This window comes from Bradyrhizobium sp. dw_78 (genome assembly GCF_018449525.1).
Classification (GTDB): Bacteria; Pseudomonadota; Alphaproteobacteria; order Rhizobiales; family Xanthobacteraceae; genus Bradyrhizobium.
Map to the genome: position 1 here is coordinate 48,558 of NZ_JAAVUS010000001.1, position 19,689 is coordinate 68,246.

Annotated in this window: 17 protein-coding genes; 10 read left to right on the forward strand and 7 right to left on the reverse strand. The window is 64.0% G+C overall.

What is annotated here, in order from left to right; genetic code table 11:
* Positions 1-8: 8 nt before the first annotated feature.
* On the reverse strand, positions 9-332 hold the full coding sequence (locus tag HB630_RS00210) for a multidrug efflux SMR transporter (protein ID WP_213769359.1): 324 nt from the start codon (positions 330-332) through the stop codon (positions 9-11).
* Positions 329-1,033, reverse strand: a complete 705-nt coding sequence (locus HB630_RS00215; RefSeq protein ID WP_213769360.1) for a class I SAM-dependent methyltransferase — start codon at positions 1,031-1,033, stop codon at positions 329-331. Before HB630_RS00215 ends, HB630_RS00210 begins: the two co-directional genes overlap by 4 nt.
* Before the next feature lie 143 nt (positions 1,034-1,176).
* Between HB630_RS00215 and HB630_RS00220 the strand changes: the two genes are divergently transcribed.
* The 3 genes from HB630_RS00220 (at position 1,177) to HB630_RS00230 (ending at position 5,894) form a co-directional block, all read left to right on the forward strand.
* Positions 1,177-2,382 (forward strand): BtaA family protein, encoded by a 1,206-nt coding sequence (locus tag HB630_RS00220; protein ID WP_213769361.1) that lies wholly within the window; start codon positions 1,177-1,179, stop codon positions 2,380-2,382.
* A gap of 102 nt (positions 2,383-2,484) precedes the next feature.
* Positions 2,485-3,360, forward strand: a complete 876-nt coding sequence (locus HB630_RS00225; RefSeq protein ID WP_213769362.1) for a dihydrodipicolinate synthase family protein — start codon at positions 2,485-2,487, stop codon at positions 3,358-3,360.
* A 206-nt stretch (positions 3,361-3,566) separates the two neighbouring features.
* On the forward strand, positions 3,567-5,894 hold the full coding sequence (locus HB630_RS00230; RefSeq protein WP_213769363.1) for a xanthine dehydrogenase family protein molybdopterin-binding subunit: 2,328 nt from the start codon (positions 3,567-3,569) through the stop codon (positions 5,892-5,894).
* 144 nt (positions 5,895-6,038) lie between these two features.
* On the opposite strand, the gene HB630_RS00235 is transcribed toward HB630_RS00230, so the two are convergent.
* Positions 6,039-6,395 carry an antibiotic biosynthesis monooxygenase family protein gene (locus HB630_RS00235; protein ID WP_213769364.1) on the reverse strand — a complete coding sequence of 119 codons (357 nt, stop codon included), beginning with the start codon at positions 6,393-6,395 and terminating at the stop codon, positions 6,039-6,041.
* Between the two features lie 151 nt (positions 6,396-6,546).
* Between HB630_RS00235 and HB630_RS00240 the strand changes: the two genes are divergently transcribed.
* The 6 genes from HB630_RS00240 (at position 6,547) to HB630_RS00265 (ending at position 11,740) form a co-directional block, all read left to right on the forward strand.
* Complete coding sequence (locus HB630_RS00240; RefSeq protein ID WP_213769365.1) at positions 6,547-7,173, forward strand: LemA family protein; 627 nt, start codon at positions 6,547-6,549, stop codon at positions 7,171-7,173.
* Between the two features lie 22 nt (positions 7,174-7,195).
* Positions 7,196-8,080 carry a YgcG family protein gene (locus HB630_RS00245; protein WP_213769366.1) on the forward strand — a complete coding sequence of 295 codons (885 nt, stop codon included), beginning with the start codon at positions 7,196-7,198 and terminating at the stop codon, positions 8,078-8,080.
* Positions 8,081-8,088: 8 nt separating this feature from the next.
* Positions 8,089-8,586: a TPM domain-containing protein gene (locus HB630_RS00250; RefSeq protein ID WP_213769367.1), complete on the forward strand. Its 498-nt coding sequence runs from the start codon at positions 8,089-8,091 to the stop codon at positions 8,584-8,586.
* A gap of 188 nt (positions 8,587-8,774) precedes the next feature.
* On the forward strand, positions 8,775-9,776 hold the full coding sequence (locus tag HB630_RS00255; RefSeq protein ID WP_213769368.1) for a hypothetical protein: 1,002 nt from the start codon (positions 8,775-8,777) through the stop codon (positions 9,774-9,776).
* A gap of 145 nt (positions 9,777-9,921) precedes the next feature.
* On the forward strand, positions 9,922-11,490 hold the full coding sequence (locus HB630_RS00260) for a hypothetical protein (protein ID WP_213769369.1): 1,569 nt from the start codon (positions 9,922-9,924) through the stop codon (positions 11,488-11,490).
* 85 nt (positions 11,491-11,575) lie between these two features.
* On the forward strand, positions 11,576-11,740 hold the full coding sequence (locus HB630_RS00265) for a hypothetical protein (protein ID WP_213769370.1): 165 nt from the start codon (positions 11,576-11,578) through the stop codon (positions 11,738-11,740).
* A gap of 105 nt (positions 11,741-11,845) precedes the next feature.
* On the opposite strand, the gene HB630_RS00270 is transcribed toward HB630_RS00265, so the two are convergent.
* Positions 11,846-13,051, reverse strand: a complete 1,206-nt coding sequence (locus tag HB630_RS00270; RefSeq protein ID WP_213769371.1) for a CoA transferase — start codon at positions 13,049-13,051, stop codon at positions 11,846-11,848.
* Between the two features lie 206 nt (positions 13,052-13,257).
* Positions 13,258-16,266 carry a bifunctional proline dehydrogenase/L-glutamate gamma-semialdehyde dehydrogenase PutA gene (gene putA / locus HB630_RS00275; RefSeq protein WP_213769372.1) on the reverse strand — a complete coding sequence of 1,003 codons (3,009 nt, stop codon included), beginning with the start codon at positions 16,264-16,266 and terminating at the stop codon, positions 13,258-13,260.
* Positions 16,267-16,459: 193 nt separating this feature from the next.
* Between putA and HB630_RS00280 the strand changes: the two genes are divergently transcribed.
* The gene (locus HB630_RS00280) at positions 16,460-17,038 is read left to right on the forward strand and encodes a hypothetical protein (RefSeq protein ID WP_213769373.1); all 579 of its coding nucleotides are present in this window, start codon (positions 16,460-16,462) and stop codon (positions 17,036-17,038) included.
* Between the two features lie 147 nt (positions 17,039-17,185).
* Here HB630_RS00280 and HB630_RS00285 read toward each other — a convergent pair whose 3' ends face one another.
* Both HB630_RS00285 and HB630_RS00290 read right to left on the reverse strand, forming a co-directional pair.
* Positions 17,186-17,386, reverse strand: coding sequence for a cold-shock protein (locus HB630_RS00285; protein ID WP_100384109.1), 201 nt, complete (start codon positions 17,384-17,386; stop codon positions 17,186-17,188).
* Positions 17,387-17,720: 334 nt separating this feature from the next.
* Complete coding sequence (locus tag HB630_RS00290; protein ID WP_213769374.1) at positions 17,721-19,451, reverse strand: adenylate/guanylate cyclase domain-containing protein; 1,731 nt, start codon at positions 19,449-19,451, stop codon at positions 17,721-17,723.
* Positions 19,452-19,689 lie beyond the last annotated feature (238 nt).

A 19,689-nucleotide genomic window follows, 5' to 3' on the forward strand; every position in this document is an offset into this window, starting at 1 on the left:
AGGCGTTCTCACACCGGCGAGTTGAGCTTGAGCCCGACCATGCCGGCCACGATCAGGGTGAGGCAGAGAATTCGCACCGGGTCGGTCGGCTCGCTGTAGACGATCATGCCGACCAGGATCGTGCCCACCGCGCCGATCCCGGTCCAGACCGCATAGGCGGTGCCGAACGGCAACGACCGGAGTGCGAGCGACATCAGCCCGAAGCTCAGGAGGATCGCGACCAGCGTGGCCACGGCCGGCCAGAACCGGGTCAGGCCCTCGGAATATTTCAGGCCCAGCGCCCAGGCGACTTCGAACAGACCGGCCGCGACCAGTGCCAGCCACCCGCTCATGGCGTGTTTGGTTCCGCAGGAAGCGTCAACTCCGCATATTGCGCGTAACCGCGAAACGGACGTTCGAATTTCAGATTGCCGCGGCAAGCCTCGGCCATCGCCGTCAGCGCCTGTTCCAGATCATCGCGCGGCGTCACGTCGAACAGTTTGAGCCACTGCAACAGCAACTGTCGCGTCGGGAACGGCAGCCGTTCTTGTCCGCCGAAATCGACGATGTGCAGACGGCCGCCGGGCGCGAGACGCGTGACGGCGGATTCAAGCACCCGGTTCCAGTCCGGAATCATCGAAAGGCTGTAGGAAATCATGATGTGGTCAAAGCTGGGGATACCGAACAAAGCCTGTGGATCAAAAACCGTCGCGTCGCCATGCGCGACCCGGATGCGCGGCGCCAGGCCGCGCCGTGAAATGGCCGATATCGCCGAGGTCAGCATTTCCGTCGAAACATCGACACCGAAAAATCGGGCATTCGGGTAGCGCTTCGCGGCCAGCGCCAGGTTCCTGCCGGTGCCGCAGCCGATCTCGAGGACGCTGGCGCCAGGGGCAGGTTGCAGGTCTGCAATCATCCGGTCGCGGCCGAGCAGATAATACCGCCGCGTTGCGTCGTAGATGTGGCGCTGCCAGCGATACATCCTGTTCATGCGGTCGGTTGCCTCGACCGGCCATGAAATATCCACGCTGACGTCAGAGGGAACCGCGGACATTTAATTAGTTCTCCAGCAGCAGGTGTCTTTGCTTCCTTGCGATGTTCGCGCGACAGCCATGTGACAATTTCGCGCCTTTGTGACTGTCGTAAAACTGAAGCGAGCCCGCGATACGCTCGTCAGATTGACGATTCGGAGATTAGATGAGCTCGCAACTGATCGCGAACGCGGTTCGCAATAGCAGAAGTGATGATCAATCGACCGTTTGGGACCGGCTGTTTGCGTTCTGGTTTCGCCGTCTGGTCTACACCCAGATCTGGGAGGATCCGGAAGCCGATCTTGCGGCATTGCAATTGCCGGTCGGCTCGACCATCGCCACCATCTCGTCCGGCGGCTGCAACGCGCTGTCCTACCTGACGGCCAGACCGGCCCAGGTCTTTGCCATCGATCTCAACGAAGCCCATCTCGCGCTGCTCAAACTCAAGCTCGCGGGCCTTCGCGCTTTCTCTGGATATGAGGAGTTCTGGCAATTCTTCGGCGAGGCCGCTTCGCCGGACAACGCCGCGCTGTATCGCGACCGGCTGCGGCCTTTGCTTGATACCGAGGCGCGCTCTTACTGGGACAAGCGCAATGTCATCGGGCGTCCGCGGCACGATTATTTCACCGACGGGTTCTACCGCCACGGCATGCTCGGCGGCTTCATCGGCTTTGCGCATTTGCTGGCGAAATTCGCCAATATCGATCTGGTGGCCCTGTTGAATGCCAGGGCGGACTCGCCGGAGCGCATCCGGGCGCTGGCCCGCCTGCATCGCCTGTTTCATTCGCCGCTGGCCCGGCTGATCACGGGAACACCGGCGCTGCTTTTCAGCCTCGGGATTCCGCCGCAACAGCGCGAATTGCTGGGAGGCGGCGAGCCGCTCAACGAAGTGCTCTATGAGCGGTTGCTGCGCCTGATCAACGGCCATCCCAACGAGACCAATTATTTCGCCTGGCAGGCGCTGCAACGCCGTTACCCCGGTCCCGGCGACCGCTGCCTGCCGCCCTATTTGCAGCGCGGCCAGTTCGAGCGGATGCGCGACGGCGCCGGGCTGATCATTCCCGTTCACGCCAATCTCCGGCAATTCCTGGAAGACCTTCCGGCGCGGCAGATCGATGCCGTCGTGCTGCTGGACTCGCAGGACTGGATGGCCCCGGAAGAGATCGGTGCGTTGTGGAACGCGATCGACCGTTCCGGCAGCGACGAGGTCCGCGTCATCTTCCGCACCGCAGGTAAGGAGTCTCCGCTGGATGGTTCCGAACTGGCGTCGCTGCGCGGCGTCTGGCGCCGTGACGAGCAGCGAAGCGCGATCGGGTTCGAACGGGACCGGTCCGGGATTTACGGCGCGTTTCACTGCTACGAGCGGTGCTGAGCGGTAGCCTCTGCCAGAAGCCGCCGTCGGCGCGGCGGCTTCACCTCGATTGAAAAAGCGCGTATCGGTGCTTGGGCTGAGTTCCCGGGGCTCGAGACGGTCATGGCTGATTTTCACGGGGTTTTCCCTTACCTCGTCTCGCCCGTCGATCCCGACGGCAGGATCCGGACCGAGGTGCTGGGCAAGCTTTGCGACGATCTGATCAAGTCGGGCGTTCACGGGCTGACGCCGCTCGGCTCGACCGGCGAGTTCGCCTATCTGAACAATGCGCAGCGCGCGGCTGTGGTGCAGGCGACGATCGAAGCCACGAGGGGACGCGTGCCGGTGGTGGCGGGCGTCGTCTCCACCTCGACGATCGATGCGGTCGCGCAGGCGAAGTCCTACCAGAGGCTTGGGGCCGACGGCATTCTGGCGATCGTGGAGGCTTATTTTCCGCTTCAGGACGCGCAGATCGAATCCTATTTTCGCGCCATTGCCGATGCGGTCGATATTCCCGTCGTCATCTACACCAACCCGCAATTCCAGCGCTCGGATCTCACGCTCGATGTCATCGCGCGGCTCGCGGCCCATCCGCGCATCGGTTACATCAAGGATGCCTCGACCAACACCGGCAGGCTGCTGTCGATCATGAATCGCTGCGGCGACGCGATCCGCGTATTCTCGGCGTCGGCGCATATCCCGGCGGCGGTGATGCTGATCGGCGGGGTCGGCTGGATGGCGGGCCCGGCCTGCCTCATTCCGCGCCAGAGCGTCGAACTATACAATCTCTGCAAGGCCAAGCGCTGGGACGAGGCGCTGGTCCTGCAACGGCGGCTGTGGCGTATCAACGAAGCCTTCGCCCGCTATAACCTCGCCGCCTGCATCAAGGCCGGCCTCGCGATCCAGGGTTATGATGCTGGAGATCCGGTCGCCCCGCAGGCGGCCCTGACCGCGGACGAGCGCCAGGCCGTCGAAAAGGTGCTGCAGGATCTCGGCTGAGGGCTCACTGCTGGGCATCATCCGGGGTACGGGAAGCGTGGACCCGGGAGGTTGTTGGCAAGAGATTCCGGTGCCGGGAACCCCCCGTCGCCGGGCAGGCCATGACGATTTCTTAGGCGTTTTCTGCCGCAAAACGCCAGTTGGCCTTCCCGTGTTCCATCCGCTAAAACCGGCCCAATCCCACAAGAGACTCGAAGGACAAACTGATGAATATTCTTCCCGGCAACATGCGTTTTGGTGCGGGCCAGCCGATCAAGCGTTTGGAGGATCAGCGGCTGCTCACCGGGAAGGGGCAATTCATCGACGACAGGCCGGAAGACGGTGCGCTTTGGCTCTATGTGCTGCGCTCGCCACACGCCCATGCCAGGATCGTGTCGATCGACACCCAGGCCGCCACCGGGATGCCGGGCGTCGAGGCGGTTTATACCGGCGCCGACCTGATCGCCGATGACATCGGCGCCATCCCGACGCTGGCGATCTTCAAGCGGCCGGACGGCTCGCCGATGACGGTGCCGCCGCGGCGGTTGCTGGCGCACGAGATCGTGCGCTTTGCCGGTGAGTCGGTTGCGGCCGTGGTGGCGAGCTCGCGGGTGCTGGCCCAGACCGCGGCCGAAGCGATCACGATCGATTATGAAGTGCTGCCGTCGGTGGTCGATCCGATCGAGGCCATCAAGCCCGGCGCGCCGTCGGTCTGGCCCGACGCGCCCGACAATATCGTGGCCGTCATGAGCTATGGCGATGGGGCCAAGGTCGAGGACGTATTCGCCAAGGCCGCGCATGTGGTCTCGCTCGATCTGGCCAGCCAGCGGCTGATCCCGTCCGCGATGGAGCCGCGCTCGACGATTGCCGAGGTCGACAAGAAATCCGGGCGGCTGACCCTGCATGTGCAATCGCAGACCCCGGGCTCGACCCGCGACGTCTTGGCCGAGGCCGTGCTGAAGCGGCCGAAGGAGAGCGTGCGCGTGCTGGTCGGCGATATCGGCGGCGGATTCGGCCAGAAGACCAATGTGTATCCGGAAGACGGCATCGTGGCCTACGCCGCCATTAAGCTCGGGCGCAAGATCCGCTGGCGCGGCGAGCGCACCGATGAATTCGTCGGCGGCACGCATGGCCGCGACCTCACCTCGACCGGCGAGTTCGCGCTCGACGCCAAGGGCCGCGTGCAGGCCTATCGTGTGCGCTCGGTCGGCGGCACCGGCGCCTACAGCAGCGGCACCGGCAACATCATCCCGCTGGTGCTCGGTCCCTTCGTGCAGACCGGCGTCTACGATCTGCCGCTGGTGCATTTCGAGATCAAATCGGTCATGACCAACACCGCGCCGGTCGGCGCCTATCGCGGCGCGGGCCGGCCCGAGGCGGTGTTCATCGTGGAGCGGCTGTTTGACGCCGCGGCGCGGCAGATCGGGATGGATCCCCGCGCGATCCGCAAGGTGAATTACATCAAGCCCGAGCAACTGCCCTACACCAACGCCGCTGGCCAGGTCTATGATTCAGGCGCGTTCGCGCAGGTGCTGGAGCGCGCCTCCGAATTGGCCGACTGGGACGGCTTCGCCGCGCGCAAGAAGGCGGCGAAGAAGAAGGGTCTGCTCTACGGCCGCGGCCTGACCAGCTATATCGAGTGGACCGGCGGGCGCGCGCATACCGAAAAGGTCAGCCTGCACGCGACCGCCGAAGGCCGCATCGTCCTGCATTCCGGCACGATGGCGATGGGGCAGGGGCTGCAAACCACCTACACCCAGATGGTGTCGGAATCGCTCGGTATCCCCATGGACAGGATCGACGTGGTGCAGGGCGACACCGATCTGGCCACCGGCTTCGGCAGCGTCGGCTCTCGTTCGCTGTTCGTCGGCGGCACCGCGGTCGCGGTCTCGGCCAGCGACATGGTTGCGAAAGCGCGCGAGAAGGCCTCGAACCTGCTCGAAACCTCGGTCGACGATATCGAATACCGCGACGGCTGGCTCACGGTGGTCGGCACCGACCGGCGGATCAGCCTGTTCGATATCGCCAAGAAGGAGAGCGGAACCCGGCTCAGCGTCGACAGCCAGGGTGAAGTCGACGGCCCGAGCTGGCCGAACGGCACGCATATCTGTGAGGTCGAGATCGATCCGGAGACTGGCGTCAGCAAGGTGGTGCGCTACACCACCGTCGACGACGTCGGCGTCGCCGTCAATCCGATGCTGGTGACGGGACAGGTTCACGGCGGCGTCGCGCAAGGGATCGGACAGGCGCTGTATGAGGGCGTGTCCTATGACGCGGAAGGTCAGTTGCTGACCGCGAGCTACCAGGATTATTGCCTGCCGCGCGCCGACGACATTCCGCCGATCACGGTCACGCTCGATGATTCCGCACCCTGCCGCACCAATCCGCTGGGCGCCAAGGGCTGCGGCGAATCCGGCGCCATCGGCGGCCCGCCCTGCATCACCAACGGCGTGATGGATGCGTTGAGCGAGCTCGGCATCAAGCAACTCAACACGCCGCTGACGCCGCACAAGGTCTGGCAGGCGATCCAGGACGCCAAGGCGGCACAGAGCTAAGGTCGCGTGTACCCGATACGCGATGGCGCGTCGGGCTGGCCCCTATAGCGTTTTCGAGCCAAGTGGATACCGGTCCGCGTAAAGAAACGCGTCAAAAACAAGAATCTGAAGCCCGGTTCTGCTTCAATCAGAACCGAAAGGGCTTTAGCCACCACCCCCGGGGTTCTGCTTGTTCAACGGCAAATAGGTCTGAACGACTTCATAGATCCCAGGCTCAAATTTCGCGATGGAAAGGGCTTCCTCCAGCAGAGCCCGCGGTCGAGGGTCGCCGCGCATGGCCTGGTAATCATCCTTGCTGCGCCAGCGCGAGTACATCGCGACTTTGGTGCCGTCGAGGCTGCGGTGAAGTGTGGACGTGATGAAGCCCGGAGCGGCATTCACGATGCCATCGGTTGCGCGCTTCAGAAGGTCGACCAGTTGCTCCTGGTGCGCAGGATCCACTTGAAAGACGTTTATCAACGTAAGGGGTTCGTTCCCGCTTGAGACGTGATTCGCACTCATTATTTGCCTCCTGTGGGACGCGTGACGCCTTGTGGCAGACTCGCGTTTTGTCCCAGTGAACGCGGCTAGATATGAGGGCATGCGACGTAAAATACTACAGCCGTCCTCAAATCCTTCTGCTACTTTGCCGCAAGAAAAGCGGGAGATTTCAATGCGTAAATTTTTAACCGTGCTGGCGGCGCTGGCGACATTGAGCCTGACCAATTGCGGCTACAACGCCATCCAGACCAATGACGAGCAGGTCAAATCGGCCTGGTCGGAAATCCTCAATCAGTACCAGCGCCGTGCGGACCTCGTGCCCAACCTCGTCAATTCGGTGAAGGGCTATGCGCAGCAGGAAAAGGACGTGCTGCTCGGGGTGACCAACGCCCGCGCCAAGGTCGGCAGCATCCAGGCCACGCCGGACATGGTCAACGATCCCGGCGCGTTCGCGAAATTCCAGGCGGCGCAGGGCGAATTGAGCAGCGCGCTGTCAAGATTGCTGGTGGTGACGGAGAATTATCCGCAACTCAAATCCGACGCGCTGTTCCGCGACCTGATGGCGCAGCTGGAAGGCACCGAAAACCGCATCACGGTGGCGCGCAACCGCTACATCAAGACGGTGCAGGACTATAACGTCACGATACGCTCGTTCCCGACCAACCTGACGGCGATGGCGTTCGGCTACAAAGAGAAGGCGAATTTCACCGTCGACAATGAAAAGGAAATCTCCACCGCGCCGAAGGTGGATTTCAATCCGGCACCGGCACCGGCACCCGCGCCCGCGCCCGCTAAATAATCCGGCAACCCGGTTGAGCGCGATGAACGCTGCAAGAGCCTCCCTCGTTGCGCTGCTGCTGTGCTGGGCCTTTGCAGCGCTGGCCGATGTCGCGGTGCCGCCGCTCACCGGGCGCGTGGTCGATCAGACCGGCACGCTCTCCAGCGGCGATATCGATTCCCTGACGCAGAAGCTGACGGATTTCGAAGCCCGGAAAGGCAGCCAGATCGCAGTGCTGATCGTGCCGACGACGGCGCCCGAGGCCATCGAACAATATTCGATCCGGGTCGCGGACGCCTGGAAGGTCGGACGCAAGAAGGTCGACGATGGTGCGATCCTGCTGGTCGCCAAGGACGATCGCAAGCTTCGCATCGAGGTCGGCTACGGCCTCGAAGGCGCGCTGACGGATATAACCAGCAAGCGCATCATCGACGAGATCATCACCCCGAAATTCAGGGATGGCGATTTTGCCGGCGGCATCTCGGCGGGCGTCGATCAGATCATCAAGGTGATCGACGGCGAACCGCTGCCCGCGCCGCAGCCGCAGCAAAGCTGGGAGCCGTCCTCGGCCCATATCGATGATCTCTTCAATCCCTTCCTTATCTTCGGCGTGTTCATCGGCGGCGCCGTGCTGCGGAGCCTGTTCGGCCGGCTGATCGGCTCGGTCGCCACCGGCGGCGTCGTCGGATTTCTGGCTTGGCTTCTGGTCGGATCGATCGCGGCATCGGCCATCGTGGCCGTCATCGCCTTCGTCTTCACGATGATCGGCGAGAGCATCGTGTCGTCGAACGGACGGGGCGGCACCTGGACCGGCGGCGGCTATGGCGGTCCGTTTCCCGGCGGTGGCTGGGGCGGCGGCCGTTCCGGCGGCGGGTTCAGCGGCGGTGGCGGCGGTTTCGGCGGCGGCGGCGCGTCAGGAAGCTGGTAGGGGTGGCTATGGGCATCAGGCGCATCGGCAGACATCTTCTCCTCCACCGCTGGCAGGCGCGGCGGATTTTCCCGTCGAAGACGCTGGCTGCGATCGAGCAGGCGATCAAGAAAGGCGAGGCCACCCATTCCGGCCAGGTCCGCTTCGTCGTGGAAGGCGCGCTGGACGGCGCGCCCTTGTTTCGCGATCAGCCGGCGCGGGAACGTGCGCTGGATATTTTTTCGCAACTGCGGATCTGGGACACCGCGCACAACAACGGCGTTCTGGTCTATCTGCTGCTCGCCGACCACAATGTCGAGATCATCGCCGACCGCGGCATCGACGCCAAGGTCGGCGCCGACGGATGGGAAAAAATCTGCGCCGGAATGGAAGCCGACTTCAGGGCGCGGCATTTTGAAAGCGGCGTGATCCGCGGGATCGAAGCGGTGTCGCGGCAATTGGCGAAATATTTCCCGGCGCAAGGCCGGGGGCCGAACGAACTGCCCGATGCGCCGCTGGTGATCTAGCGTCGTTCGTCATTGCCGGACACGTGCCTGCGCGTGGCCCCGGGAATCCTGGCGGGACCGGCCAAAGCCCGTCCAAGGGCCAAAACCGGCCGCAATGACTCCCTAAAATTTCCGTAACTTGGGTGCCGGTAACGATTTCGCAAGCAATAAAAGTTACCAAATGGTCAATCTATTTTGGAGAATTAGCCGTGAGCGAACAACAGGCTGAGCCTAGCAGCGATGAATCCGGGTCGATCGGGCCGGTGATTTCCGGTTCGTCCGACGCGCAGCGCCGGCCGGTCTCGGGCGCCTCGCCTGAAATCGGCAGCGTCGAATCTCCGAGGATTGCCCCCGATCAGGAAGAAACCGCTCCCAGGCCGGATGCGCCCAGGGTCGAAGCCGTCAAGGTGGAAGCCGCCAAGCCGGAAGCGTCGCGGACGCCCGGCAAGCTCATGATCATGTCGCCGGGCGATCGCGCCTGGGCCCATGAAGGCGTGGCTCCGGAAGCCGCGGCGGGACAAAACGCCGGCGGCGTACCCGGCAAGCGGCGAATTGGAGCGATGGCGGCCGTGGTGGCGCTGGCGGTGGTGGCGGGCGCGCTGGGTGGCGCGCTGGCGACCGCGGGTCTGGGACATGTTGTCGGCGCGGACACGGCGGCTGCGGGCGACCATGCGCTCGAAGCCACCGTGGCCCGGATCGATGCGGATGTCGTCGCGCTCAAGGCCAGTGTCGAACACACGTCCAGGACGGACATGGCCCAGCTCAACAAGACCAGCGACCGCCTCGACAAGCTCGAGAAGGCGCAGGCCGAACCGGCCGCCAAGCTGGCCAAGCTCAGCGAGGCCGTGGAAAAGCTCCGCCCTGCGCCGGCGGCTGCACCCGCCGCGGCAAATGCCGCGCAGGCGGCACAGAAGGAAGTCACCGGGTCGGTCACGCCGCCATCGACCGCGCCCGCTGCGCTGGCCGCGGCTGCGCCCAAAGCGGATGCCAAGGTCAGCGACGCCAGGAATGAGGTCGGCCGGTTGCCGACCCTCGACGACTGGGTGCTGCGCGATGTCGGAAATGGCGGCGCGCTGATCGAAGGCCGGCGCGGCATGTACGAAGTCTATGCGGGAGATCCCGTGCCGGGCCTCGGCCGCGTCGATGCGATCCGGCGTCAGGACGGCCACTGGGTGGTGGTGACCAGCCGCGGCCTGATCGTCGCCCGCTAAATCAGGGAAGCACTTCACCTCATCGTGAGGTGAAGTGATCCTGTCCAAGTTCTCAGGCTGTCGTGAGACAGCCTGTTTCTTTTTCGGCTATAGGCTGCACGCCCATGCGCCGAAATAGGCGTGAACTTGCGGTGTTAGTCAGGATATGAATCGTATCTCGCGGCTTCTCGCAGTCTCCGTCCTGCTCTGTTGCGCGCTGCCTGCGCGCGGAACGGAAAACGCCGCGCTGGAGCGGGGCGCCGCGATCACCGATCCCTTTGCCTTGCGTGAACTCGATGGCGGAAGATTTGCGCTCGGCCGCATGCTGGCGCCGTCGCGGACGGCGGATGCGCCGCTCGCCAACCGCGAATTGTTCGCGCTGCCGTCGATGGCGCCGATACGCAAGGCGCTCGACGGCGAGTTCGATCGCTATGTCGCCAGACACAAGGCCGAATTTCCGGGCGAGAGCATCGGCGTCGGCGAGTCCTTTGCCTTTCGATTGTTCGATCGCGCGCAGCTCTATTCCGATGACTCGCGGTTCGTGCTGTCGGGCATCGTCAACCGGATGGATCGCGGCTATGTCGCGCCCGACGCCTGCGGCGAAATCCGGCTGATCTACCGGCTGACGCGCACCGGCATCACGCCAGCCGGCGATGACGACGTCTCGCCGCGGTTGCCGATGACGCTCATGGTCGTGCTCAAGGCCAAAGGCGATCATGCGGCCGATAACAGCGGCGCCCCCGTCATCTGCGCGGAGATCGCCCGCCGATGGCTGGCCACCAGCGGCTGGACATCTACCGGCAAGCAGCTTGCGGAAAAGCTGACGGCGCAGGGCGGCCCGCTCGATCCCGTCACGCCTGCGGATGTCGAGCGCATCGAGACCAATCTTCAGATCGCGCATGCGCCGAAATCGGCCGCCCGCGATTTCCGCACCGACTATCTCATGAAGGTGTTCGACTATCACGCGGAGTCCCGGACCTTTGACGAAGCGCCGCTCGAGGACCAGATCGATCGCGATCGTATCTTGGCCGATGCAAACCTCAAACGTGCCTTCAAGGCCTGGCTGCTCGATCCTGAACATTTCAGCGCGCTCGATCGCGGCACCGTTCTGATCCCGCCGGAATTCCTCGCGACCGGCGCGATCGCCACGACGCCGGTCGGATTTGGAATCTCGAATTTGCAGCCGGAGTTCGGCCTGACGCAGGGCGATGACGCCAAGACCGCCCCGCTGTTCAGCGACAGCGATGTCGTCTCGGCCCTGGAAAAGGCGGCCGGGCGCGGCATGCCGACGCAAAATATCCGCTCGGTTGCGGGCTTCGAACGCCGGCTCAACGACATCACCTGCGCCGGATGCCACCAGACCCGCGGCATCGGCGGTTTTCATTTCCCCGGCGTCGACTGGATGAGGGAGCAGCCCTCCAACACGACATTCGTGCCGGCATCGCCGCATTTCTTCGGCGACCAGATCAGGCGCCGCGATATCCTGACCGCGCTGCGTGACGGCAGGCCGCCGGATTATTCGCGCGGTTTCTCGAACCGCCCGCAGCTGCGCGGCAGCACCGAGCTTGCCGGAACCGAATATGACGATGGCTGGGGCGCGCATTGCTACCGGCCAGTGCCGGGCGCGAACGCCAGGGATGCAAGCTTCCGGTCGTGGAGTTGCGCCAAGGGACTGGCCTGCCAAGTCGTGGACGCGACATCGCGCATGGGGATGTGCTTTGTCAAAACCCGGTAGCTGAATGCAACCTGGTTGACGGCTGGTTGGCTGGGCCTATCCTCGCCTGAAGTCGTCTGATGCATCCTCAAGCGGAGGTTCGCCGATGAGTTCGTCCGAACAGGAGAACAAGCAGCGCAACCGCGAGATCGCCGAGAACGAAGCCGAGCGGCAAACGACTGGCGATATCCGTGTCAGCACGTGGGCGATCGCGGTGGCGGTGGTCATTGGCGTTGCCGCTATCGGTTGGGTGTTGCTGCACAATCACTAGCGCCTTATCGGTTCCGATGGAATCAGAGCCGGGCTCCAGCATTTTGCCTTGACGCGCTTTCTTCACGCGAACAGGAATCCACTTCGCTCGAAAACGCTATAGCGCTCAAGCCACGGCGCCCGACGCGCGCAATTGCCGGATCGCGGCCTCGTCAAAACCGGCCTCGCGCAGCACCTCGTCGCTGTGCTCGCCGATATCGGGCGGACGCCGCGGTGGGGTCTTTGTGCTGCCGTCGACCCAGATCGGGCTGTTGACGGTCAGCATGGTGTCGCCCTCGAACGGCACCAGCACGTTGTTGTCGATCATCTGCCGGTCGTGCGGAATGTCGTCGAGAATGCCGACCACGCCGAACACCAGGCCGTTGCCGTCGAGGGTCTTGCGCCATTCGGCGAGGTCTTTGGTTGCGAACACCTCGTCGAATATCTGGATCAGCTCCAGCGATCGCGCATGGCGATCGGCCTTGGTCGCAAATCTCGCATCGGTGACGAGCTCCTCGCGTCCCAGGCATCGCGCCAGCGCCGGCCATTGCCGTTCCTCGTTGAGCAGCGACAGGATGATCCAGCGGCCGTCCTTGCACCGGTAGTGGTTGGTCACGGCATTCAGCGCGCGTTCGCGCGGACGCCGTTCCCCGAATTTGGCGCCGCATAATTTGGCCTGGGCCAGCACGCCGTTGGCCCAGACGCCGTTGGCCATCAGGTTCGAGGAAACGTGAGAGCCCTTGCCGGTGCGTTCGCGCTTGTAGAGCGCGGTGACGATCGCGCCATACAGCGCCATCGCGCAGGGGTGATCGCCCATCCCCGAGACCGAGCGCGCCGGCGTGGTGCTCTCATCCGCCCGCACCAGATCCATCAGGCCGGAGCGCGCCCAATAGGCGTTGCTGTCGAAGCCGGGCTTGTTGGCTTCCTCGCCCTGTTCGCCATAGCCGGTGAACGACGCATAGATCAGGCGCGGGTTCAGCGGGGCCAGTTCGGTGTAGGAGATGCCGAGCCGGCTGCGCACGCCTGGCGGAAAATTGGTGATGAAGACATCCGTCTCCATGACCAGCCGATGCAGCACCGCCTGGCCTTTCGGCTTGCTGAGATCGAGAGCGAGGCTGCGCTTGTTGCGCGCCTCCAACAGCCACGCGAAATTATGTTCGCTGCGCGGATATCCCGGCAGATTCGGCAGGTTGCGATAGGGATCTCCCGATCCGGGCGGCTCGATCTTGATGACCTCGGCGCCGAAATCCGACAGCACGGTTGCGGCGGCGGGCGCCGCGATGAAGCTGGCGCAGTCCAGAACCTTGAGGCCTGCGAAGATGCCGTCTTCCATAATGGGGTCGCTCCCGTCACGTTTGTTGGTTTTATTCCGCCATGTGGAATCGTCGGCTGCGATCAGCAGATGGCAGGGCGCATTTGACCGATGTTGGCGGTGCGATGCAACGGCTGTTTAGGCGTCGTGGCGAGCAAACGGGGCCGCGCGCATGCCCCGGAATGACGAGTGACGGTAGATCGCTGTGCTCCTCGCGACGTGAATCCTCATTCCTCGCCCGACAGCAGCGCGGCATTGCCGCCGGCGGCGGCGGTATTGATCGTCACGGTCTGTTCGGTGGCGAACCGCGCCAGGTAATGCGGCCCGCCGGCTTTCGGCCCCGTGCCTGAAAGACCATGACCGCCGAACGGCTGCACGCCGACCACGGCGCCGATCATGTTGCGGTTGACATAGATGTTGCCGACCTGGAGGCGGGCGATCACCTGCTCGATCGTGTCGTCGATCCGCGAATGAATACCGAGCGTGAGCCCGTAGCCTGTGTACTCGATCGATTGCAGCGCGGTTTCGAGCCGTTCGGCGGGATAGCGCAGCACATGCAGAATCGGGCCGAACACTTCCTCGGTCAGTCGACCGGCCTCGGACAATTCAAAAATATGCGGCGCCACATAATTGCCGGCGGGAGCCAGACCCGCGAAATGCACGCGCGCCTCCCGCTTCATGCGGGCGATATGCGCCTCCAGCCGCTGTTTGGCCTCAAGGTCGATCACCGGCCCGATATGCACGGCAGGGTCGCGCACGTCGCCGATTTTGAGTTCGCGCGCCGCGCCCGCAATCATCTCGATCATGCGGTCGGCGACGTCGTCCTGGATGAACAACAGCCGCAGCGCCGAGCAGCGCTGGCCGGCCGAGCGGAACGCCGAGGTCACGACATCGTCGGCGACCTGTTCGGGCAGCGCCGTGGCATCGACGATCATGGCATTGATGCCGCCGGTCTCCGCGATCAATGGCACGATCGGTCCGTCCCTGGCGGCGAGCGTCCGGTTGATCGCGCGTGCGACCTCGGTCGAGCCGGTGAAGACCACGCCGGCGATGCCGGGATGCGCGACCAGCGCCGCGCCGATCCGGCCATCGCCCTGCGCCAGATGCAGCGCCGGGGACGGGATGCCGGCCTCGTGCAGCAATTGGACGGCTTCCGCCGCGATCAAAGGGGTCTGTTCGGCGGGCTTGGCGACGACGCTATTGCCCGCCATCAGCGCCGCCGTGACCTGGCCGAGGAAGATCGCCAGCGGAAAATTCCACGGCGAGATCGCGATGAACACGCCGCGGCCGCGCAGCCCGAGCACATTGTTCTCGCCGGTTGGCCCCGGCATGGTCTCGCTCTGGCCGAACAGCCTGCGGCCTTCGGCGGCGTAATAGCGGCAGAAATCGGTGGCCTCGCGAACTTCCGAGAGCGCGTCGTCGAGCGTTTTGCCGCCCTCGTGCTGCAACAGGGCGATGAAATGCGCCGCGCGTTGCTCCAGCAGGTCGGCCGCTTTGTCGAGGATCGCCGCGCGCGTCCCGGTCGGTGTTTCGTTCCACGCCCTGAAACCGGCGCGGGCGGCGTCGGCCAGGTTGTTTGCGGCTTCCGGAGTTACGCTCGTAGTCCCGGTGATCGCCGGCCGGCTCGCCGCGACCGCCGCAAGCAATTCGTTCAAGGCCGTGCGGTCGCCGAATTCGATGCCGCGCGAATTCGTCCGTTGCGGCCGGTAAAGGTCGCGCGGCAAGGGGATGTTCGGATGCCGCGCTTGCGCCGCGGCGCCTAAGATCGTGGTCGGCCGCCGCAATAGCGTGGCCGCTGGTATTTTATCGTTGGCGGCGAGCGCCACGAACGACGTGTTGGCGCCATTTTCCAGCAGCCGCCGCACCAGATAGGCGAGCAGGTCGCGATGGCTGCCGACCGGCGCATAGGAGCGACAGGCCAGATCCGGGCGATCCTTGCTCAATTGTTCGTAGAGCGCCTCGCCCATGCCGTGCAGGCGCTGGAATTCGAAGCCGCCTTCGTTGCCCGCGAGCTCGATCACGGTTGCGACCGTCAGCGCGTTATGGGTCGCAAATTGCGGGAACAGGCGCGGGCGCAGCGCTAGCAGTTTTTGCGCGCAGGCGATGTAATTGAGATCGGTCATCGCCTTGCGGGTGAACACCGGATAGTCGTCGAGGCCGCGCTCTTGCGCGCGCTTGATCTCGGTATCCCAATAGGCGCCCTTGACCAGGCGCACCATCATGCGCCGGTCCAGCGTTCGCGCGAGGCGGTCGGCATGGTCGATCACCTCGGCCGTGCGTTTCTGATAGGCCTGGATCGCCAGTCCAAAACCGTCCCAGCCAGCGAGCGACGCCTCGCTGAAGACGGCCGCGATCGCGTCGAGCGACAGTTCGAGCCGGTCGGCTTCCTCGGCATCGACGGTGAAATTCAAATCATGGGTTTTGGCTTGCCGCGCCAGCGCGATCAGCTTCGGAACGAGCTCCGCCATCACCCGGCCGTGGCTCACGGCTTCATAGCGCGGATGCAGCGCGGAGAGCTTTACCGAAATGCCGGGACGGTCGGGCAGCGGCCGGCGGCCGGCGGCGCGGCCGATGGCGTCGATGGCGCTGGCGTAGGCATTGAAATAGCGCTCGGCATCGGCGGCGGTGCGGGCGCCTTCGCCCAGCATGTCGTAGGAATAGCGCGGCGCGCGCGCCGAATCCGGATGCGCCCGCGCCAGCGCCTGCTCGATGGTTTCGCCGAGCACGAAATGGCTGCCCATCAGCCGCATCGCCTGCCGTGTCGCGGCGCGCACGGCCGGGACGCCGAGCCGTTTCACCAGCCGGCCGATCGTGCCTTGCGGGGTCTCGCCGGGCTGGATCACCCGCGCCGACATTCCCAGCGCCCATGCCGACGCGTTCACCAGGAAGGCGCTGGATCTGGTTTCGTGATGTACAAAATCGCCCTGGCCGAGTCTGTCCTCGATGAAGCGGTCGGCGGTGCGGGCATCCGGCACGCGCAGCAGGGCTTCGGCGAGCACCATCAGTGCGAGGCCCTCCTTGCTGGAAAGTGCGAACTCGCGCAGCATGTCCTCGACCCCGCCGAGCCGGTCGTCTCGGCTGCGGATGGCGTCGATCAGGCGCGTCGCGGTGTGGTCGATGCGCTCTTCCCGCACGCGGTCCAATCGGCCGGTTTCGAGCAGCCGTCCGGCGATAACGCGATCGTCCGGCGCATACGGCGCCTCGAATGGCGGAAGCGGTACGGTGTCGGACGTCATGGCGTGACCTGAAGTTCCGTTACCCCCTCATCATGGACCCAAGCTTGGAATCGCGAAACGGCTGCGATAGGCTTTGCGGGATTTTTGAAGCGAAGCGCGGCGACGGATGGAATTTGGCGAAAGACGACGAACTGGGAAGCCGGGCAGCGGCTCCGCATCCGCGTTTGCCGTTTTGTTGCTCGGACCGATCCTGATGGCCATGCCGCGGTCGGCGGCCGCAATGGAGTTGAGTACACCGCAGGCGGCGCTGTACAGCACGGTATCGATCTATCCGCCTTCCGCAACGTCCATGACGGTTTGCTACGGGTTTGTCTGCCGCCGCCGCGAGATCCTTGATTTCACCCCCGGCGACCGTCGCGCGCTCACGCACATCCTCGCCTCGGGCCGCGCGTCAGCCGCGGCGGAGCGGGCGGCGTTGCAGAAGGCCGTGATCTGGTTCGATCGCCGCATGGGACCGGTGATCGGAACCGACAAGCGCGTCGCGAAAGCCGACGTTCGCGCGCTGGACGACAAGCACAATTACGATTGCTGGGACACCACCCGCAACACCACAAGCCTGCTGCTGGTGCTGCAGGAATGGGGTCTGTTCAGGTTCCACGACGTTGGCGATCCGCATTATCGCGGCAATCCGCTGACCTTTCAGCTGCCGCACAACACGGCCGTGCTGGTGGACCGCGCCACCAAGCTCGGGTGGGTTGTCGACATGTGGCCACGCGGCTACGCCCAGCCGCCGGATGTCATGCCGCTCGCCCAATGGGTCAAGGAAGACTGAAAAACCGGCCGGCCTGTTCCGCGCCGGCTTTCATGCACGCAAGAGCAGAGCCTGCTCCTGCGCAATGTTGTGTCGCTTGAGATCAAAGCTTCAGGCACTGCCCTCGGATAATGTCCGAGAGTGGGGCCTGCCGGCGATGGCGTCGCTTTAAACTTTGAGGTTTTCGGCCGAGGTCTTGCCGCGATTGGCTACCTCTTCGTATTCGACCGTCTGTCCTTCATTGAGCGTCGAGAGGCCAGCCTTTTCGACTGCTGAAATATGAACGAAAACATCCTTGCCGCCCGAGCTGGGCTGGATAAATCCATAACCCTTGGTTGGGTTGAACCATTTAACAGTACCTTTAGCCATCACATCGTCTCCGCGGGATCAAAAATAAGAACGAACTGCCAGTCCCCGCCAACTGGCATGTCCGCGGGTGTACGATACGAGGTCCGAGCCGACCTGGATAGCTTAGACCACACGGTGATTCTGGCGGAAAATGATCATAATCGCGGCGCATTCACGCTTTTTGCTAGTTTTGCACGCGGTTGAGAGTTTTTGGTCGCAGCAAAACCATGAAGAAGGTTGCTTTTAAGTAAAAACTAACCTCGATGTTTTTTCTGCTGCAGAGCACCATGAGGCCGGCTCCTTCTCGTTCCTTTCGGGGCTGCCAGGACCAGCAGTTGTCCGGGACCTTAGCTTGCTATGCCACGACGGCCTCGTCGATGAACGCCGTCAATGTCCCCGCGCCGGTGACATAGCGCACCATCATCGGCTCCGTGCGCCCGCGGATCGCGACTTGCTGTTTGGGCAGGCCATCTGCCGGCAGATCGGCCGTGATGCGCACCTCCTCGGACAGGATCACCTCGCACCCCAGGCTCTTGGTCATGTCCTGCAATCGCGCAGCGACATTCACGGCGTCGCCGAGCGCGGTGAACACCATATGGTCGCGATAGCCGATGTCTCCGACGATCACTTCGCCGCCGTGAATGCCGATGCCGAAGCCGATCGGCTCGCGCAGATCGTCGCCGAGAGAGCGATTCAGCTCCGCGATATTGACGGCGATCATGGCCGCCGCCCTGAGCGCCTGGCGGCATGCGGCCTGTGGGCTGGTGTCCAGCCCGAACAGCGCCAGTTCTCCATCGCCGACGAATTGGTTGGGCTGCCCTCCGCATTCGACCACGGCCTCCGACACCGCGCCGAGGAAGCGGTTGACGATGAAGACGGTGTCGAACGGCAATCGCTGTTCGGCAAGCCTGGTCGAGCCGCGCATGTCCACGAACATGCTGACGAGATAGCGCTCCTGGCCGATGCGGTGAGGATCCGAGGCATGCACGTTGGCCGACATCGTGTGCGGCATGAAGAGCTGGAACAACGACAGGTCCTGGGTGGGGCGCAGCTGGCAGGCGAGCCGGATCGACGGATCGGTCGTTCCGACGCGGCTCAGCACGAAGGCTTCCCGCTTCGATGGCGGCGGCAAGTTCTTGCCGCCGCTGGTCACACGAATGCGGCAGGTGGAGCAGCGGGCGCGGCCGCCGCAAACGCTGGCATGCGGGAGATTGTTGCGCAGGCTGGCTTCGAGCACGCTCAAGCCCTTCGGCACCCGGATCTTGCGGCCATTGCCGTAGGACAAGGTGATCATGCCGCCGCGGCGCTCGGCCAGGACGCGCGCGCCTTTCGCCAGCAACACCAATCCGACCAGACCGAGATAACCGATCAGAAAACCATCGGCGATCTCCTCAAGCGCGCTTTGCTGTGCCGGGGTGCCGACCTGACGAGGCGAGAGATTGTCGGCCCTCCATTGGGCGCTGGCGCTGTCTTCGGCGACGCGCCGCCCCGCCTGATAAAAGCCGAGCAAAGCGAGCGTCGGAATCAGCACGGCGGCCACGAGCAGAAATGGCGCGGCGCGATCGAACAACGCTTTTATCCGCAGCCAGAAATAAAGCCCGATGCAGCCATGGACCCAGGCGATGGTCATGACCGCCGACATCAGCCATATCTTGTAGGGCTGCGTCACCCAGAACCCGTAAAGCTCCTGCGGATAGAGTTTTTCGTTGTCGAACAGCGTCTGGCCAAGACGGACGCCGACGATATGAGCGATGATGAGCGCGGGGATGCTCAGGCCCAGCACGAGCTGGAGCGGCTCGATCGCCTTCCATTTGAATTGCCGGCGCTGGTAGAGCGCCCAGATTCCGAGACCGCAATGAACCAGCGCCGCGGCGTAAAACACGATCGCGACCGGCGGAAACTGCCAGAACATCGTGTGGTAGTGGACGCCCGTGGCCAGCGCGTCCATCGAGATATTGCCGAGCGCATGGTTGAGGAAGTGACTGATCAGATAGGCGAACAGCACCACGCCGCAGCCAAGACGGATCTGCCGCACGCCGACGCCGCGGGCAAATCCGGAGAATCTGGATCGGGAGGATGCGGTCATGGAGTTCATAAGCCGGGTGTCAGCGATGACGGAGTTTACATTCACAGGCCGTAGCTTTCGCTGAATATCCCGGCAAGGGCGGGTCCTCAACGGCAGGCAGCGGCTGTTGCTCCAATATCGGCGATTACCTTTACAAGATCGCCAATGTGCGCCGTCCGGAATGACAGCAGCCCGCGTGGGGCGGATGAGCATCAGCGTCATCCGCCGTCGCCTATTTGCAACGAAAGGCGGGTTACGC

Bases quoted from the DNA above. Each gene is read 5' to 3' on its own strand.
- HB630_RS00270 (WP_213769371.1), bottom strand. From the start codon at position 13,051: ATGGAAGACGGCATCTTCGCAGGCCTCAAGGTTCTGGACTGCGCCAGC.
- HB630_RS00215 (WP_213769360.1), bottom strand. From the start codon at position 1,033: ATGTCCGCGGTTCCCTCTGACGTCAGCGTGGATATTTCATGGCCGGTC.
- HB630_RS00265 (WP_213769370.1), top strand. From the start codon at position 11,576: ATGAGTTCGTCCGAACAGGAGAACAAGCAGCGCAACCGCGAGATCGCC.
- HB630_RS00230 (WP_213769363.1), top strand. From the start codon at position 3,567: ATGAATATTCTTCCCGGCAACATGCGTTTTGGTGCGGGCCAGCCGATC.
- HB630_RS00225 (WP_213769362.1), top strand. From the start codon at position 2,485: ATGGCTGATTTTCACGGGGTTTTCCCTTACCTCGTCTCGCCCGTCGAT.
- HB630_RS00220 (WP_213769361.1), top strand. From the start codon at position 1,177: ATGAGCTCGCAACTGATCGCGAACGCGGTTCGCAATAGCAGAAGTGAT.
- HB630_RS00235 (WP_213769364.1), bottom strand. From the start codon at position 6,395: ATGAGTGCGAATCACGTCTCAAGCGGGAACGAACCCCTTACGTTGATA.
- HB630_RS00285 (WP_100384109.1), bottom strand. From the start codon at position 17,386: ATGGCTAAAGGTACTGTTAAATGGTTCAACCCAACCAAGGGTTATGGA.
- HB630_RS00210 (WP_213769359.1), bottom strand. From the start codon at position 332: ATGAGCGGGTGGCTGGCACTGGTCGCGGCCGGTCTGTTCGAAGTCGCC.
- HB630_RS00250 (WP_213769367.1), top strand. From the start codon at position 8,089: ATGGGCATCAGGCGCATCGGCAGACATCTTCTCCTCCACCGCTGGCAG.
- HB630_RS00240 (WP_213769365.1), top strand. From the start codon at position 6,547: ATGCGTAAATTTTTAACCGTGCTGGCGGCGCTGGCGACATTGAGCCTG.
- putA (WP_213769372.1), bottom strand. From the start codon at position 16,266: ATGACGTCCGACACCGTACCGCTTCCGCCATTCGAGGCGCCGTATGCG.
- HB630_RS00290 (WP_213769374.1), bottom strand. From the start codon at position 19,451: ATGACCGCATCCTCCCGATCCAGATTCTCCGGATTTGCCCGCGGCGTC.
- HB630_RS00245 (WP_213769366.1), top strand. From the start codon at position 7,196: ATGAACGCTGCAAGAGCCTCCCTCGTTGCGCTGCTGCTGTGCTGGGCC.
- HB630_RS00260 (WP_213769369.1), top strand. From the start codon at position 9,922: ATGAATCGTATCTCGCGGCTTCTCGCAGTCTCCGTCCTGCTCTGTTGC.
- HB630_RS00280 (WP_213769373.1), top strand. From the start codon at position 16,460: ATGGCCATGCCGCGGTCGGCGGCCGCAATGGAGTTGAGTACACCGCAG.